Below are 16,811 nucleotides of genomic sequence, written 5' to 3' on the forward strand. Positions count from 1 at the left end.
GCGAAACCCGGTCCGAGACAAAATCCTTTCAGCCTCGAAGCAAACGGCTATGCTCGCAGAATGATCCTGTTTCCCGGCTTGCTCAACCTTCCCCGGCAGTTGCGCCACCCCGAAGTGCGCGACCTGGCCTGGGTCATCCTGGCGCCGCCGATGCTCCTCGACACGCCCTGGCCCCAGCGCCACCCGCTGGCCGGCAGCGACTGGGTGCAGTCGCCCGCACAGCTGGAACACTGGCTGCGCGAACTGGATCGCGACAGTGCCGGGCTGCAGCACTGGCTGGCCCAGGCCACCACCCGGCGACTGGGGCTGTACTACGAGCGGCTCTGGCAGTTCGCCGTGCGCCACGCACCGGGTATCGAACTGATCGGCGCCAACCTGCCGATCCGCCGCGAAGGCCATACCCTGGGCGAACTCGACCTGCTGCTGCGCGACCGCGACGGCGTGCATCATCTGGAGCTGGCGATCAAGCTCTACCTGGGGCCGCAACAAGGTCGTGGCGAAGCGCCGGAGCGCTGGCTCGGCCCCGGCTGCCATGACCGCCTGGACCGCAAGCTGGCACACCTGAGCGAGCACCAGTTGCCGATCTCCGCCCGCCCGGAAAGCCGCGAAGCGCTGGCGGCGCTGGGAGTCGGGCACTTCAGTGCACAGCTGTGGCTCGGCGGTTATCTGCTGTATCCGTGGCCCGGCAATTCGTGTCCGCCGCGCGGGGTGCACCCACAGCATCTGCACGGGCGCTGGCTGCATCAGCGCGACTGGGCGGACTTTCGCGTGCAGAGCCCGCCAGGGCGCTGGCAGCCGCTGCCGCGCCACGCCTGGCTGGCTCCGGCGCACTACGGCGAGGAGCAGGCCTGGACCGAAGAGCGGCTGGATGACTGGCTGGACCAACTCGCCCCCCAGGCGCCGGCGCAACTGCTGGTACGCCTGACCCGCAATGGCGCGGGGGACTGGGAGGAAGCCGAGCGGCTGTTCCTGGTGGCCGATCTGTGGCCGAACGTGCCGGGGTCGGTTTGAGGGCCCTCGCGGCGATCTACACGGACAAGCGCAGGGCCAGCGCCGCCAGGGTCACCAGCAGCACCGGCAAGGTCAGCACGATCCCGACCCTGAAGTAGTACCCCCAACCGATGCGAATATCCTTGCGCTCCAGCACATGCAGCCAGAGCAGGGTCGCCAGGCTGCCGATCGGGGTGATCTTCGGCCCCAGGTCGCTGCCGATGACGTTGGCATAGATCATCGCATCCTTGACCACCCCGCCGGCATGGCTGGCGTCGATGGACAGCGCGCCGATCAGCACGGTCGGCAGGTTGTTCATGATCGACGACAGAAACGCGGTCAGCAGCCCGGTCCCCATGGCCGCGCCCCAGACCCCGTGCTCGGCGAAACGGTCGAGCCAGCCGGCGAGATAGCCGGTCAACCCGGCATTGCGCAGGCCATACACCACCAGGTACATGCCCAGGGAGAAAATCACGATCTGCCACGGAGCCTCGCGCAACACCTTGCGCGTGGAGATCCGGTGGCCACGGGCGGCGATCCCCAGCAGCAGCGCGGCGCAGACCGCCGAAATGGCGCTGATGGGAATCCCCAGCGGCTCGAGGGCGAAACAGCCGACCAGCAGGATACCCAGCACCCACCAGCCGGCAATAAAGGTTGCCCGATCGTGGATCGCGCTGGTCGGAGCCTCCAGTTGCTCGGGGTCGTATCGCGCCGGAATGTCACGGCGGAAAAACACCATCAGCACCAGCAGCGTCGCCGCCACGCTGACCAGGTTCACCGGCACCATGACCGCCGCATAGGCGTTGAAACCGATGTGGAAATAGTCCGCCGAAACGATATTCACCAGGTTCGACACCACCAGCGGCAGGCTGGCGGTGTCGGCGATGAAGCCGGCGGCCATGACGAAGGCCAGGGTCGCCGCCTTGGAGAAACGCAACGCCAGCAGCATGGCGATGACGATCGGGGTGAGGATCAACGCCGCGCCATCGTTGGCGAACAACGCCGAGACCAGCGCCCCCAGCAGGACGAAGGCGGCGAACAGGCGGCGTCCGCTGCCCTGCCCCCAGCGGGCGACATGCAGCGCCGCCCAGGCGAAAAAGCCGGCCTCGTCGAGCAGCAGGCTGATGATGATCAGGGCGATGAAGGTCGCGGTGGCATTCCAGATGATTTGCCAGACCAGCGGGATATCGCTGAGTTGGACCACTCCACTGAGCAGGGCCAGCAGCGCTCCGAGCATGGCGCTCCAGCCCACGCCGAGCCCCTTGGGCTGCCAGATCACCAGGGTAATGGTCAGCAGGAAAATCAGTACGGCTATCAGCATGAAAACAGGGTCCGTGGGTTCGGCGGGAGATTCGTGGAGGACGGTTCAGCAAACAGAGTGCCGGACCGGGGAGATAATTCCGCAGGCAGGCGATAAAACACCATCGCCTCTTCACGGGCAAGTCCGCGAAGGGAGCCACAGGGAAAAGTCATTTTCATTCACGAAACTTCGCAACGCCCCTGCCAATCTGCCTCAGGCAAAGGGCACGAAAGCGTATTAGAGTGTAGGAACGACTCCGCCGCTCAAGAACGGAGCGTCACGCCCTGATGAGTGAGGAACAATCCATGCCCTGGAAGAACACCGACAGCCGCTACAGCAGCATGTCGATCGCCCTGCACTGGTTGATGCTGGTGCTACTGGTCATTGTCTATGGCTGCATCGAGTTTCGCGGCCAGTTTCCCAAAGGCAGTGGTGGCCGGGCGCTGATCGTCGAATTCCACTACATGCTCGGGCTGACCGTGTTCGCCCTGGTCTGGCTGCGGCTGGTGGCCCGGGCCATCGGCGTGGCGCCGAAGATCGTACCGAACCCGCCGACCTGGCAAAGGCTGCTGTCGAAGCTGATGCACATCGCGCTGTACCTGTTCATGATCGCCACGCCGCTGCTCGGCTGGCTGGTGGTCAGCGGCCTGGGTCACCAGGTGATGTTCTATGGCATCGACCTGCCGACCCTGATCGCCGAGAATCGCCCGCTGGCCAAGGAAATCAAGGGCTGGCACGAACTGGCCGGCACCCTGGGCTACTGGTTGATCGGTTTGCACGCCCTGGCCGGGCTCTATCACCACTATGTGGTGCGCGATAACACCCTGGTGCGGATCATCCCCGGCCGCCCATCCTGAGGTACCGCGCCGGCGGCCGAAAGTGGGCCCTGCATGGCCCGCCCTGAACGGCTCCACACCAAATTCATGGCCCACACGCACCTGTGGGAGCCCGGATTGCCGGCGAAGGGGCCCTTCGATCGCCAGGAGGCTGGCAAGCCAGGCGCCTGGGGGTTCGCATGGCCCGTGGAGGGCGTGCCGCTACAGGATCAGACCCCGGCGGCCCTGCAGGCCACCGGTATGTACGAAGACCAATCGCGTACCCGCAGCGAAGCGTGCGGCCTCCACCTGTTCCCGCAAGGCCAGCAGGGCCTTGCCTGTGTACAGGCACTCCAGCGGCACGCCGCCTTGTCGCTCGCTCTCGGCGACAAAGGCCTGCAGGTGCGGGTCGACCCTGGCGAAACCGCCACGGCAGGCATCGACCAGTTCGTAGCCGCTGTCCGCCACACCGGCCTCGTCGAGGATCTTCGTCATCGAGGGCGCGACACCGTGGTCTGCCGGTACCGCCAGTGCGGCATGGACCCCTCGCCGGCCCGCCTCGGCCAGCACCAGTCCGGCGGCGGTGGTGCCGGTTCCGGCCGCCAGCCACCAGCCGTGGAAGTCATCCCAGCCGAGCCTTGGCAACTGTGCCTCGACCATGGCGGGCAGCACCGTGCAACCGCGCGCGCCCGCCAGTCCGCCGCCGCCCTCGGGCACCCCATGCAGGTGCGGGTAACGGCTGCGCCAGGTCGTCCAGAAGTCCGGCGCATGGCGCTTGCGATAACCCTCGTAGCCGAGCCAGTGCAACTCCATGCCAAAGGCCTGGAGATCGAGCACCGTCGGGGTTTCGACTGGATGACCACGCAGCAGCCCGACGGTGGCAAAGCCCAAGCGCTTGCCGGCGGCGGCCAGGGCGTGCAGGTGGTTGGAGTGGGCGCCCCCCAGGCTGATCAGGCCTGTGGCATTGACCTGGCGGGCGGCGGCAATGTGCTCGGTGAGCTTGAACCACTTGTTGCCGCTGATCAGGGGATCGATCAGGTCCAGGCGCAGGACCGCCACCTCGACGCCGGCCCGGGCGAGCCAGTCGAGGTGAAGGGGTTCAAGTGGCGCGTGGGGACGCCAGTCGGGCGGAGGCAACATCGGGGGACCGCAACCTGGAAAACGGCGCCCAGTCTATCAAACTGCCCCCCCCTCTGAAGTCAATTGCGGGACACGGCCGGGATCAGAGTTCGGCGGCCAGGCGCGAACCCTGGTTGATCGCCCGCTTGGCATCCAGTTCGGCCGCAACATCCGCACCACCGACCAGATGCACGTTCTGCCCTGCTGCCACCAGGCCTTCCTGCAGCTCGCGCAGCGGGTCCTGACCGGCACAGATGACCACGTTGTCCACCGGCAGCACCTGCGGCTCGCCCTCGCCGATACGGATATGCAGGCCTTCGTCATCGATCTTCAGGTACTCGACGCTGTTGAGCATCTGCACCCGCTTGTTCTTCAGCCCGGTGCGATGAATCCAGCCGGTGGTCTTGCCCAGGCCATCACCGACCTTGGAGGCCTTGCGCTGCAACAGGAACACCTGGCGCGCCGGCGCATGGACCTCCGGCTTGATCCCGGCGATGCCGCCCCGTGCCTCGAGCCCGGTGTCGATCCCCCACTCGTGCCAGAACGCCTGGCGATCCTGGCTGGTGGCAACGCCCTGGTGCACGAGGAACTCCGAGACGTCGAAGCCGATGCCACCGGCGCCGATCACCGCCACCTTGTCGCCCACCGGCTTGCGCCCGAGCAGCACGTCCAGGTAGCTCAGCACCTTGGCATGCTCGACGCCCGGAATGGCCGGCACCCGCGGGCTGATGCCGGTCGCGAGGATGATCTCGTCATAACCGCCGGCCACCAGTTGCGCGACGTCCACGCGGGTGTCCAGGCACAGTTCGACATGGGTGGTCTGCAGCTTGCGCTTGAAGTAGCGCAGGGTTTCGTAGAATTCCTCCTTGCCGGGCACGCGCTTGGCGACGTTGAACTGGCCGCCGATTTCGCCGGCCGCATCGAACAGCGTCACCTGGTGCCCACGTTCGGCCGCCACGGTGGCCGCCGCCAGGCCGGCCGGGCCGGCGCCGACCACGGCGATCTTCTTGATCTGCCTGACAGGCAGGTAGTTCAGCTCGGTCTCATGGCAGGCCCGCGGGTTGACCAGGCACGAGGTCAGTTTGCCGCCAAAGGTGTGATCCAGGCAGGCCTGGTTGCAGCCGATGCAGGTGTTGATCTCGTCGGCACGCCCGGCGGCGGCCTTGTTGACGAAGTCCGGGTCGGCCAGAAATGGCCGGGCCATCGACACCATGTCGGCATCGCCCTCGGCCAGCACCTGCTCGGCGACTTCCGGGGTATTGATGCGGTTGGTGGTGATCAGCGGGATCGACACCGAGCCGCGCAGCTTGGCCGTGACCTTGGTGAACGCGGCACGCGGGACCTTGGTGGCAATGGTCGGGATCCGCGCCTCGTGCCAGCCGATCCCGGTATTGATGAGCGTCGCACCGGCACCTTCGATGGCCTTGGCCAGTTGCACGATCTCGTCCCAGGTGCTGCCGCCTTCCACCAGGTCGAGCATCGACAGGCGGAAGATGATGATGAAATCGGTACCGACCGCCTCGCGCACCCGCCGCACGATTTCCACCGGCAGGCGCATGCGGTTCTCGTAGCTGCCGCCCCAGCGGTCGGTGCGGTGGTTGGTATGGGCCGCCAGGAACTGGTTGATGAAGTAGCCTTCCGACCCCATGATCTCGACGCCGTCGTAACCGGCGGACTGGGCCAGGCTCGAGCAGGTGACGAAATCGGCGATCTGCTTCTCGATGCCCGCCTCATCCAGTTCCCTGGGCTTGAAGGGGTTGATCGGTGCCTGGATCGCGCTCGGCGCCACCTGTTTCGGGCTGTAGGCATAACGCCCGGCGTGAAGGATCTGCATGCAGATCTTGCCGCCCGCCTCGTGCACCGCGCGGGTGACGATGCGGTGCTGCTCCGCCTCCTCGCGGGTGGTCAGCCGGGCCGCCCCGGAGTAGACCCCACCCTCCTCGTTCGGCGCGATGCCGCCGGTGACCATCAGGCCGACACCGCCACGGGCGCGTTCGGCGAAATAGGCCGCCATGCGCTCGAAACCACCGGGTTTTTCCTCAAGGCCGGTGTGCATGGACCCCATCAGGGTGCGGTTGCGCAGGGTGGTGAAACCCAGGTCGAGCGGGGCCAGCAGGTGCGGGTACGAAGTGGCGGTCATGGCAAACTCCAGGACAGGCTAGATCACGGAATGCGGGGGCTCTGCGGCTCCCGTCTGATGTATGACTGGCACATTAAAGAGCCGTCGAGGGCGGCTCAATGATCGAAACTGACAAGTTATTGATCCAAATGCGCAGTCCTGCTTGGCAACTGCCGCCATCAGCCCTACCCTAGTCGATGAATTCCGCCCACGGCCGCCAGCTTTACCCCATGCGCAAATTTTTCGTCGGTACCCTTCTCGTGGCCCTGATCGCCGCACTGACCAGCTACGGCCTCTGGACCAGGCAACGCAGCAGCGGCCACTACCTGTCCGACCTGCGGATCCGGCTCACGCTGAACCAGGGCGTGCCCGGCGAGCATGGCAACCTGCTGGGCATCCAGCCGGAACTGTTCCCCAGCGACTACCAGAGCCTGCCTCGCCTGCACCGCAAGCTCGCCGCCTACCTGCAACAGGCGCGCAGCCTGGGCCTGCTCAACGCCAGGACCGTGGTGGTATTGCCCGAGCATGTCGGTACCTGGCTGGTGCTGCGTGGAGAAAAGGACGACCTGTTCCAGGCCCTCGACCAGCAGGAAGCCATGAACTGGCTGATGGTCAGCAACCCGCTGAAATTCACTGGCACGCTGTTCAAGGCCAAGGGCCGCAGCCGCCCGGACGATGCCCGGCTGCGCATGAAGGCCAAGGCCATGGCCAGCGACTACCAGGCGCTGTTCGGCGGCCTGGCGAAGGAATTCGGGGTGACCCTGGTGGCCGGCACCATCCTGCTGCCCACTCCGTTCGTCGAGCAGGGCACGCTGAAATTCGGTCGCGGCTCGCTGTACAACGCCAGCCTGACCTTCGGCGCCGATGGCCTGCCCCTCGGCCAGCCACAACGCCAGCTGTACCCGACCTTCGAACAGCGCGGCTACGTGCTGGGCGCCGCCGACCAGGGGATGAACGTCGTCGACACCCCGGCCGGCCGCCTGGGCATTCTCATCGGCAGCGACAGCTGGTACCCGAACGCCTACAGCCAGCTCGACGCCCTGGGGGTCAAGCTGATCGCGGTACCGGCCTATGTCGCCGGCAAGGGTAGCTGGGACCGGCCCTGGCGTGGTTTCAGAAGTGCCGTCACCCCGCCCGAGATCAGCCTGCGCCCCGGTGAACTCAGCGAGGGCGAGGCCTGGCACCGCCTGACCCTGATCGGTCGGCCCGCGGCCAGCCAGTCCATCGCCGGCATCAGTGTGTTCCTGCGTGGGCAGCTCTGGGACCAGCGCAGCTCGGGGCAGAGTTTCATCAGCTATAACGGACAGACCTTCACCCAGGACGACGCTGCCGGTCGCGGCGCCCGCCTGATCAACCTGTGGTTGCCATGAAGCCGGTCGCCATGCGCCTCGGCGACCTGTCGGTGGGCTTCGTCCACAGCCTCGCCGACGCGGTGCGCGAGCTGGGCCGCGACCCCGGCGAGTTGCTGGAACAATATGGCCTGGACCCGGCCCGCCTGGCCGAGCCCGGTGCCCGGCTGTCGATCCCGCGCTACATGCGTCTGGGTCACGCCGCCATCCAGCTCACCGGCAACCCGGCACTGGGCCTGCACATGGGTCGCCTGAGCCGCCTGAGCCAGGCCGGCCTGGCCGGCATCACCGCGGCCCAGGCGCCGACCGTACGCGAGGCGGCCCGCACCCTCACCCGTTTCGAACCGCTCTACGGTTCCAACTACCGCGGCCAGTCGAGTTTCCACGAGGATGCCGAGGGTGCCTGGCTGCGTTTCTATTCCATCAGCCCGTACAACGCCTATAACCGCTTCGTGGTCGACTCGATCATCGCCGGCTGGCTGAAACAGCTGTCCAGCGTCGCCGGCCAGCCCTTGCGGGCCGCACGGATCGACATTGAATTCGGCGCCCCCGACTACGCCGCCGAGTACCACCTGCTTGGCGAGTGCCCGCTGCAGTTCGGCGCCGACATCAACCAGCTACGCCTGGACCAGGTCAGCCTCGGCCTGCGCAATCCGGAACATTGCCCGAGCACCTGGCGACAGCTGCTGCAACTGTGCGAACGGGAACTGGAGCAATTGACCCGCACCCGCAGCCTGCGTGAACGCATCACCCGGTTGCTGGGGCCGTTGCTCAATGGTGGCCGGGAACCCGACCTGGAAGAAGTGGCGGCACGCCTGAAGCTGCCGACCTGGACCTTGCGGCGCAAGCTGGCCGAGGAAGGCACGCAATTTCGCGCGATTCTCAACGACACCCGCCGCGACCTGGCGATGACCTACATCCGCGATACGGAACTGGCCTTTGGCGAAATCGCCTACCTGCTCGGCTTTGCCTCGGCCGAAGCCTTTCAGCGTGCCTTCAAGCGCTGGAACGGCCAGACGCCCGGCGAGTTCCGCCGCAGCCAGCGACATTCCGCCTGAGCAAAAAAAAACGCCACCGTTTACAGCTCGGTAGCGTCGTCTGCCGGTTCGACAGGGTCCATCTCGAAAGCGTGGAATTCCAGCAGTTCTTCTTGATAGTCATCCATTGTGAAGCTCCTTGTATTCGCAGGTAAAAGCGCTTGTATTACCGACCCGCCGGGCCAGCATAAGTTGCCCGTATGAAGAAAAAATGAAGCGCTCCCTTACCAGACGAACTCCTCCCTGAAAAAACTAGCAGATGGGTCAGGTTTTTTTCCAGTCATTTTTCATTCACGGTGCATTTGATTGCATTTGCAATCAAATGCACAACTGCCTTAGGGTAGAAGGCCCTCTTCCAGGCAGCCCCGACCATGAATGCACCCCCCAGCACCACCGAGACCGCCCGCGCCTGCATCGAGGCAGTGCAGGCCCTGCCCCAGGTCGGCGGCTCGCCGCTGTCCAGCGTGCTGGAGATCGCCGACCGGCTGGAGCATGACCTCGCCGCACCGCAGCGGGCCTGGGTGATCCGCAACCACCGACACCCCACGGCGACACCGTCGTCCCGGATCAGCGCCTGGTCGATCCGCTTTTCCCGCCAGCACGCTGAAAGGCCCCTGCTGTACCTGCTCAGTGTGGAGCATTCCGCCGGGCTCTGCGCGGTGGCCGAGGAAACCCGGCAGCGCGGCATCTTCTGCAACGATATCGAGACCCTGCCCTCGCGCTGGCCCAAGGGCGCGCAGCCTTCGCTGCCGTTGTGGCTGGCGGGCAATCCGCGCTGCCAGCCGTTCGATCCGGCGTCTGCGGCCGAGGCCAGGGCGATCGTGCTCGGCGCCCTGCAACGACTGTATGTCGAGGGGGATCCGGGTTTCTACTACCTGGCATTGCATGATCGCGAACAGGGGTCGGCGCTGACACCAGAGCAGGCACGGGATGCGTTCAACGGCATGTATTGCCTGGGCGAACGGCATTCTGCGCAGATCCGCCTGCTTGGCGCGGGTCGCGCACTTGAAGAAGTGTTGGCGGCCGCCCGCCTGCTGGAGCAGGACTGGGGCGTGACGGCACAGGTCTGGAGTTGCCCCAGCTATACCCGCCTGGCTCGCGATGCCAGTCGTGCCGAGCGCTGGAACCGCCTGCACCCGAGCGCCCGGAAGCGGCGCTCGCACCTGGCGGACTGCCTGGGAGACAGCAAGGCTCCGGTGATTGCGGTGACCGGTTATCCGCAGACCGTGGTTGCGCCGTTGGCCGGGCCTATCGGCGTGCGCTTCGTTGGGCTCGGCGCGGGATCGGTCGGGCCGGGGGCGCCGGATCGATACTGGATCACCGCCCTGGCCCTGGGGGCGCTGGCGGATGAGCGTCAGATTCCGGCGCAGGTCGTCAGGCAGGCGCACGAGCGTTACAGGCTTGAGTGAAGGCCGCGACCATGTACTCGATACTGTGGGAGCCGGAAGCAGTCAAAGGACCGGCGGGATCTCTCAGGCCTTGCCGCGCTTGCGCGACGCGCTACCGGCACTGCGCGCCAGCTCGGCGGTACGCTCCAGCGCATCGGCAAAGCCACGGCGCTGACCATCGTCGAGTTGCGACAGAAACAACTCGGCCACCGCCTCCTCGTAGATCGCCCACATGCGTTTGCGCAGCACCCGACCCGACTCGGTAATCGATGCCAGGGCCCCACGCCCATCGCCCTCGGAACGCGAGCGCTGCACCAGGCCATCCTTCTCCAGCCGGTCGACCAGCCGCGTGAGGTTGTAGCGCTCGATGGCCATGACATCCGCCAGTTCATGCATCCGCCGGCTGCCATCCGGGCCGCTCTCCAGCCCCCACAGGGCGTCGTACCAGGCATAGGGCGGCAGCCCGGCCTCGGCCAGGCGCCGCTCTATCTCACGGATGACCGTGCGGTGAGCCCGGACAAAGCGAAACCATACATCGGGCTCGTTGGAAGCCATGAATACCCTCCGGGGAAATCAGGAAGGTTGCAATGGTAGCGCATGACGGGATAAATTCGGACATGTAGTTGCAATTGCAATCATTTACGGCGACAGCGCGACACCACCCACCCGGTTCGAGCGTCACCTGCGCGCCGCCATCACGCTGCCCATCGGCAGCCTCCAGGAGCCCGGCATGACTCACCCCAACGCCCTGATTCTCGACGACGACCCACAGGAAACCCGCGAGTGGCTCGAATCGATCGAGTCCGTCCTGTCCACCGAGGGTCGCCCTCGCGCGCACTACCTGATCGACCAGTTGCTGGATTTCGATGTCAACCGTCATGGCGACTTCCACGGTCGGGTCACCACCCCATACGTCAACACCATCAGCCCCGAGCGGCAGAAACCCTACCCCGGCAACCTGGCCATCGAGCGCCGGCTGAACGCCTACATCCGCTGGAACGCGATGGCCATGGTGCTGCGCGCCGGCAAGCATTCGGGCGTAGGCGGCCATATCGCCACCTACGCTTCGGCGGCGGTGCTGTACGACGTCGGCTTCGATCACTTCTTCCGTGGCCGCACCGACAGCTTCGACGGCGACCTGATCTATATCCAGGGCCACTCTTCGCCAGGCATCTATGGCCGTGCCTACCTCGAAGGCCGGATCAGCGAAGCCCAGCTCGACAACTTCCGCCGCGAAGTCGGTGGCGACGGCCTGTCGAGCTATCCGCACCCGCGGCTGATGCCGGACTTCTGGCAGTTCCCCACCGTGTCCATGGGGCTCGGCCCGATCACTGCGGCCTACCAGGCGCGTTTCATGCGCTACCTGGAATATCGCGACCTCAAGCCGCACCAGGGGCGCAAGGTCTGGGCCTTCCTCGGCGATGGCGAGATGGACCAGCCGGAATCCCTGGCGGCGATCTCCCTGGCCGGGCGGGAAAAGCTCGACAACCTGATTTTCGTCGTCAACTGCAACCTGCAGCGCCTGGATGGCCCGGTACGCGGCAACGCCAAGGTGATCCAGGAATTCGAAAGCCTGTACCGCGCTGCCGGCTGGAACGTGATCAAGGTGATCTGGGGCAGCGGCTGGGATGCACTGCTGGAGAAGGACCGCAGCGGCCTGCTGCGCCAGCGCATGATGGAATGCGTGGACGGCGAGTACCAGAACTACAAGTCGCAGGACGGCGCCTATGTGCGCGAACACTTCTTCGGCAAGTACCCGGCACTGCTGGAACTGGTGGCCGACCTGAGCGACGACGATATCTGGAAACTCTCCCGTGGCGGCCACGACCCGGAGAAGGTCTACAACGCCTACGCCGCCGCGATGCGCCACAGCGGCCAGCCGACGGTGATCCTCGCCAAGACGGTCAAGGGCTTCGGCATGGGTGAAGCCGGTGAAGGTCAGAACATCAACCATCAGTTGAAGAAAATGGACCTGGACGCGGTCAAGGCCTTTCGCGACCGCTTTGGCCTGGAGGTCTCGGACGAACAACTGGCCGAGGAAATCCCCTACCTCAAGCCGCCGGTCGACAGCGAGGAAGCCCGCTACTTCGCCGCCCGCCGGCAGCAGCTCGGCGGTTACCTGCCGGCCCGCAGTTCGCGGTGCGCAAGCCTGCCGATTCCGCCGCTGGACAGTTTCGAGGCGCAGTTGAAAGGCACCGGCGAACGCGCGATCTCCACCACCATGGCCTTCGTGCGCATCCTCGGCACCCTGCTCAAGGACCGGCAGATCGGCAGGCTGGTGGTACCGATCGTGCCGGACGAGTCACGCACCTTCGGCATGGAAAGCCTGTTCCGCCAGATCGGCATCCACTCGGCCGTAGGCCAGCTCTACACCCCGCAGGATGCCGGGCAGTTGAGCTATTACAAGGAAAGTCGCGACGGCCAGATTCTCCAGGAAGGCCTCAACGAGTCCGGCGGCATTTCCTCGTGGATCGCCGCCAGCACGTCCTACAGCAACCACGGCCTGATGACCGTGCCGTTCTACATCTACTACTCGATGTTCGGTTTCCAGCGGGTCGGCGACCTGGCCTGGGCCGCCGGTGATGCCCGGGCGCGCGGTTTCCTGCTCGGCGCCACCTCGGGCCGCACCACGCTGATGGGCGAAGGCCTGCAGCACGACGACGGCCACAGCCACGTGCTGTCCGCGACGATTCCCTGCTGCGTCTCCTATGACCCGACCTTCGCCTTCGAGCTGGCGGTGATCATCCGCGAAGGCATGCGGCGCATGTACGTCGAGCAGGAAGATATCTACTACTACATCACCCTGCTCAACGAGAACTACCCGCACCCGGCGATGCCCGAGGGCATCGAGGACGGCATTCTCAAGGGGCTCTACCTGCTCGAACGTGGCGCCGAACCGGTCGACGGGCAGCCCCGCGTGCAGTTGATGGGCAGCGGTTCGATCCTGCGCGAAGTGCTCGCCGCGGCCCAGTTGCTGCGCAGCGATTTCGGCGTGACCTGCGATGTATGGAGCGCCACCAGCCTGACCGAGCTACGACGCGAAGGGCATGCGGTGGAACGCTGGAACCTGCTGCACCCGCAGGAGGAACCGCGCAGCAGCTACGTGGAAAGCTGCCTGGGCGGGCACGAGGGGCCGCTGGTGGTGGCGACGGACTACATGAAGATCTTCGCCGACCAGATTCGGCCGTTCGTCAACGACCGACGTTTCGTCGCCCTGGGCACCGACGGTTTCGGCCAGTCGGATACCCGCGAGGCCCTGCGGCAGTTCTTCGAGGTGGATCGCCACTTCATCGTTCTCGCTGCGCTCAAGGCCCTGGCCGATGACGGGCAGGTTCCGCGCAGCAGCGTGGCGCAGGCTATCAGCCGCTACGGAATCGAGGTCGACAAACCCGATCCCGCGGCGATCTGAAGCGACGCCTCACTGGGCCGGCGCAGCCGGCTCGGTGGTGGCCGGCGTGGTGGCCGGAGCGGACTCGGTGGCCGGCGGCGTCGTTGCCGGCTGGGCCGGTTTTTCATTGGCCGGTGCAGATTCGGCTGGGGCTGCCGGTGTGGCAGGCGCGGCTTCCGGCAGCGGCTTGATCTGCTCTGGAACGGCTGGAGCGGTCAAGGCAGGCGCGGCGGGGCTTGGCTCTACATGGGCAGGTTCTGCATGAGCCGGTGCCGCTTGAGCCGGTGCCGCATGGGCCGGCTCGGCCGCCTTGGCCGGTTCCGGCGCCGCTTCAGGCCGGGTCGCCGCGGCACTCTCCGGCACGCCGAGATCGGCCTTGGGTTTCTCGTCGGTGTGCTGCTCCTTCTTCACCTCGGGCGGCAGGAACAGCTCCACCAGGTTGAAGAAGCGGTCATAGAAAGTCGCCGAGGACACCGTCTCACTGGCCACCTTGACCATCGAATCATCCGTCGAGCCGATCGGCATCGACACCGAACCCAGCACGCCCACACCCAGGCTCGCCGAGTTGTTGAGCTTCTTCAGCGCGTAACGGTCCTGCAGGGCATTGGCGAACACCGTCGAACGCTTGCCACTGCTGCCATCGGCCGCACAGACGATGCTGAAACTGATCTGCAGGTGGGTATCGCCGGTCTGCTGGAAACTCTTGTTGCCGGTGATCAGCTTGGGGTCGGTGCTGGTGATGATATAGCCCTGGCTGAGCAAGGCGCGTCGGGCCGCCTCGCAGGAGGCCTTCTCGTTCACCGAGTAGTTGCGCGAGAAGGTTCCGGAATCGTCGAAATTCTCATGTTCATAAACGGCGGTCTTGGGCGAGGAGCAACCTGCGGCGCCCACCAGCACCAGGGCCAATGCCAGGGTACGCAAGTGGAATGATGTCGACATTGATAATCCTGAGTAAAACGGTCCGGGGCGTATTGTGCATCAGATCGCCATTCCAGAGCGCGCGCTTTTAGTGTCTTAAATACCTTACGACAGCGATTTTTCAGGAAAAAGACCTTCGCTCAGGTGGTCGATCAGTACCCGCAGTTTTGCAGAGGCATGACGACTTGACGGCCAGAGCATCCAGAAAGTTCCGCTGTGCTCCAGGTAATCGTCGAGCACCCGCACCAATCGTCCCTCGGCCACCGCCTCGTGGATCATGTAGTCCGGCAGGCAGGCGATCCCTAATCCTTGCTGGGCCACGTAACCCAGCACCTCGATCGGCGAGGAGATCATCAGCGTCTTCATCGCCGGCTCCGCCTCGCCCGGAGCCAGGCGCAGCGGCCAGGGTTCCAGCTTGCCGGTGGCGCAGAACTTGTGCCGCAGGCTGGCATGCCCGGCCAGGTCGGCCGGCACCCGTGGCGTGCCGTGCTGGCGAAAATAGTCGGGCGCCCCCACCAGTGTCAGTTGGTAGCGCCCCAGGGCGCGGGACATCAATCGCGAGTCCTGGGGCTGGCCGGTGCGCACCACGGCATCGAAGCCCTCCTCGATCACGTCCACCATGCGATCGGACAGGTCGACTTCCAGCTCGATCTGCGGGTAACGCCGCATGAATGCCACCAGCACCGGCATCACCAGCCCGCGCGACTGCGGCAGGCTGATGCGCAGCTTGCCATGGGGCTCGCGGGTGGTGTCGATCAGTTCCTGCTCGGCGGCCTCGGCCTCGGCCAGGATCCGCCGGCTGCGTTCCAGGAACAGTGCGCCCTCGGCAGTGAGCGTGATACTGCGGGTACTGCGGTGAAACAGCCGCACACCGAGCCGGGCTTCAAGACGGGCAATGCTTTTGCCCACCGCCGAGGAGGACACCCCGAGCACCCGGCCCGCCTCGGTGAAACTGCGGGTGTCGGCAACCTGCACGAACACCGAAATACTGCCCAGGCTATCCATCGTCTGGCTCTCCAGGATTACGGACATCAACGTCCGATAAGTTTGGAACTCTAGCCTGTTTTTCTCCCTGGCGCCGCTCTCTAACCTCGCAGCCTTGTCTCGCCCATCACCGACAAGGACTCCCATGAACACACAGCGCTGTAGCGCCACCTCTTCGGCAGAAACCGACCGCCTGCCGCTTTCCGGGCTGCTGGCCCTGGCCGCGGCCGGTTTCATCACCATCCTCACCGAGGCGCTGCCGGCCGGACTGCTGCCGCAGATGAGCACTGACCTGGGCGCCAGCCAGGCGCTGGTCGGACAATTGATCACCGCCTACGCCCTCGGCTCGCTGCTCGCCGCCATTCCCCTGACCCTGCTGACCCAGGGTTGGCGGCGTCGGCCGCTGTTGCTCGGCGCTGTCACCGGCTTTGCGCTGGTCAATGCGGTCACCGCGGTGTCGAGCCACTACTGGCTGACGCTGCTCGCCCGGTGGCTGGCCGGAGTGTTTGCCGGGCTGCTGTGGGCATTGCTGGCCGGTTATGCCAGCCGCATGGTGGCCAGCCACCTGCAAGGCCGGGCAATCGCCATCGCCATGCTCGGAGCGCCCTTGGCCCTGTCCCTGGGCATTCCCCTCGGCACCTTCCTTGGCAACAGCTTCGGCTGGCGCCTGAGCTTCGCGATCATGAGCGCGATGACCCTGCTGCTGATCGGCTGGGTCCGCTGGCAGGTGCCGGACTTCGCCGGGCAGAGCGCCAACCGACGCCTGCCGCTGCTGAAGGTGGCCAGCCTGCCCGGCGTGCAGGCGGTGTTGCTGGTGACCTTCCTCTACGTGCTGGGGCACAACATCCTGTACACCTACATCGCGCCGTTCCTGGCACCGGCTGGTCTGGTCGAACGGGTTGACCAGGTGCTGCTGGTATTCGGCCTCGCCGCCCTGTTCGGCATCTGGGGGACCGGCCTGCTGATCGATCGCTGGCTGCGGCAACTGACGCTGATCAGTTGCATGCTGTTCGGCGGCTCGGCCGTGGCACTGGGATTATGGAATGCCTCGGCCATCCCGATTCATGTCGCTGTCGCGGTCTGGGGGTTGTCCTTCGGTGGCTTGCCGGCGCTGCTGCAGACCGCCCTGGCGAAAACAGCCGCAGAAGCCGCCGACATCGCGCAATCGATGCTGGTCACGGTGTGGAACCTGGCAATTGCCGGTGGCGCCATGAGTGGCGCGTTGGCGCTCAATGGACTGGGCGTGCAGGCCCTGCCGTGGATAGTGGCCGGCTTGCTGGCCGTGGCGTTACTGACGACCGCCCAGGCCCGGCACAGTGGCTTCCCCGCCAGTGGCTGAAGCGTCGAAGGCGTTCTCGCAGGCAAAAAAAAGCCCCGATAAATCGGGGCTTCTTCTTTCGCTTC

General features: G+C 65.7%; 13 protein-coding genes. 7 read left to right on the top strand and 6 right to left on the bottom strand.

Annotated elements, in window-relative coordinates:
- Positions 1 to 60 precede the first annotated feature (60 nt).
- Complete coding sequence (locus tag ACM62G_RS01590; RefSeq protein ID WP_054063813.1) at positions 61 to 1,011, top strand: DUF1853 family protein; 951 nt, start codon at positions 61 to 63, stop codon at positions 1,009 to 1,011.
- A 16-nt stretch (positions 1,012 to 1,027) separates the two neighbouring features.
- Here ACM62G_RS01590 and ACM62G_RS01595 read toward each other — a convergent pair whose 3' ends face one another.
- Positions 1,028 to 2,311, bottom strand: a complete 1,284-nt coding sequence (locus tag ACM62G_RS01595; RefSeq protein WP_054061558.1) for an arsenic transporter — start codon at positions 2,309 to 2,311, stop codon at positions 1,028 to 1,030.
- Between the two features lie 284 nt (positions 2,312 to 2,595).
- Here ACM62G_RS01595 and ACM62G_RS01600 point away from each other — a divergent pair, with 284 nt between their 5' ends.
- On the top strand, positions 2,596 to 3,147 hold the full coding sequence (locus ACM62G_RS01600) for a cytochrome b (RefSeq protein ID WP_054061559.1): 552 nt from the start codon (positions 2,596 to 2,598) through the stop codon (positions 3,145 to 3,147).
- Between the two features lie 180 nt (positions 3,148 to 3,327).
- Here ACM62G_RS01600 and ACM62G_RS01605 read toward each other — a convergent pair whose 3' ends face one another.
- Positions 3,328 to 4,245 (bottom strand): 1-aminocyclopropane-1-carboxylate deaminase/D-cysteine desulfhydrase, encoded by a 918-nt coding sequence (locus tag ACM62G_RS01605; RefSeq protein WP_419736585.1) that lies wholly within the window; start codon positions 4,243 to 4,245, stop codon positions 3,328 to 3,330.
- An 82-nt stretch (positions 4,246 to 4,327) separates the two neighbouring features.
- Positions 4,328 to 6,364 carry an NADPH-dependent 2,4-dienoyl-CoA reductase gene (locus ACM62G_RS01610; protein WP_054061327.1) on the bottom strand — a complete coding sequence of 679 codons (2,037 nt, stop codon included), beginning with the start codon at positions 6,362 to 6,364 and terminating at the stop codon, positions 4,328 to 4,330.
- Between the two features lie 209 nt (positions 6,365 to 6,573).
- On the opposite strand from ACM62G_RS01610, the gene ACM62G_RS01615 reads away from it, so the two are divergent.
- The 3 genes from ACM62G_RS01615 (at position 6,574) to ACM62G_RS01625 (ending at position 10,138) form a co-directional block, all read left to right on the top strand.
- Positions 6,574 to 7,713 (top strand): nitrilase-related carbon-nitrogen hydrolase, encoded by a 1,140-nt coding sequence (locus tag ACM62G_RS01615; RefSeq protein WP_054061328.1) that lies wholly within the window; start codon positions 6,574 to 6,576, stop codon positions 7,711 to 7,713.
- A complete protein-coding gene (locus tag ACM62G_RS01620; protein ID WP_419736586.1) occupies positions 7,710 to 8,750 on the top strand; it encodes an AraC family transcriptional regulator in 1,041 nt (346 codons plus the stop codon). The genes ACM62G_RS01615 and ACM62G_RS01620 overlap by 4 nt, the downstream gene beginning before the upstream one ends.
- A 350-nt stretch (positions 8,751 to 9,100) precedes the next feature.
- Complete coding sequence (locus tag ACM62G_RS01625) at positions 9,101 to 10,138, top strand: transketolase-like TK C-terminal-containing protein (RefSeq protein ID WP_419736587.1); 1,038 nt, start codon at positions 9,101 to 9,103, stop codon at positions 10,136 to 10,138.
- Between the two features lie 63 nt (positions 10,139 to 10,201).
- Here the strand turns inward: ACM62G_RS01625 and ACM62G_RS01630 are convergent, their stop codons facing one another.
- The gene (locus ACM62G_RS01630; protein WP_054061442.1) at positions 10,202 to 10,672 is read right to left on the bottom strand and encodes a MarR family winged helix-turn-helix transcriptional regulator; all 471 of its coding nucleotides are present in this window, start codon (positions 10,670 to 10,672) and stop codon (positions 10,202 to 10,204) included.
- Positions 10,673 to 10,847: 175 nt separating this feature from the next.
- On the opposite strand from ACM62G_RS01630, the gene aceE reads away from it, so the two are divergent.
- Complete coding sequence (aceE, locus tag ACM62G_RS01635; RefSeq protein WP_416772609.1) at positions 10,848 to 13,526, top strand: pyruvate dehydrogenase (acetyl-transferring), homodimeric type; 2,679 nt, start codon at positions 10,848 to 10,850, stop codon at positions 13,524 to 13,526.
- Between the two features lie 9 nt (positions 13,527 to 13,535).
- Here the strand turns inward: aceE and ACM62G_RS01640 are convergent, their stop codons facing one another.
- Both ACM62G_RS01640 and ACM62G_RS01645 read right to left on the bottom strand, forming a co-directional pair.
- A complete protein-coding gene (locus ACM62G_RS01640; RefSeq protein WP_273820522.1) occupies positions 13,536 to 14,444 on the bottom strand; it encodes a DUF2242 domain-containing protein in 909 nt (302 codons plus the stop codon).
- An 84-nt stretch (positions 14,445 to 14,528) separates the two neighbouring features.
- Positions 14,529 to 15,428, bottom strand: coding sequence for a LysR family transcriptional regulator (locus ACM62G_RS01645; RefSeq protein ID WP_273820673.1), 900 nt, complete (start codon positions 15,426 to 15,428; stop codon positions 14,529 to 14,531).
- Positions 15,429 to 15,552: 124 nt separating this feature from the next.
- Here ACM62G_RS01645 and ACM62G_RS01650 point away from each other — a divergent pair, with 124 nt between their 5' ends.
- A complete protein-coding gene (locus tag ACM62G_RS01650; RefSeq protein ID WP_419736588.1) occupies positions 15,553 to 16,746 on the top strand; it encodes an MFS transporter in 1,194 nt (397 codons plus the stop codon).
- Positions 16,747 to 16,811: the final 65 nt, after the last annotated feature.

Source organism: Pseudomonas sp. COR18, from assembly GCF_048568395.1.
GTDB lineage: Bacteria > Pseudomonadota > Gammaproteobacteria > Pseudomonadales > Pseudomonadaceae > Aquipseudomonas > Aquipseudomonas fuscovaginae_B.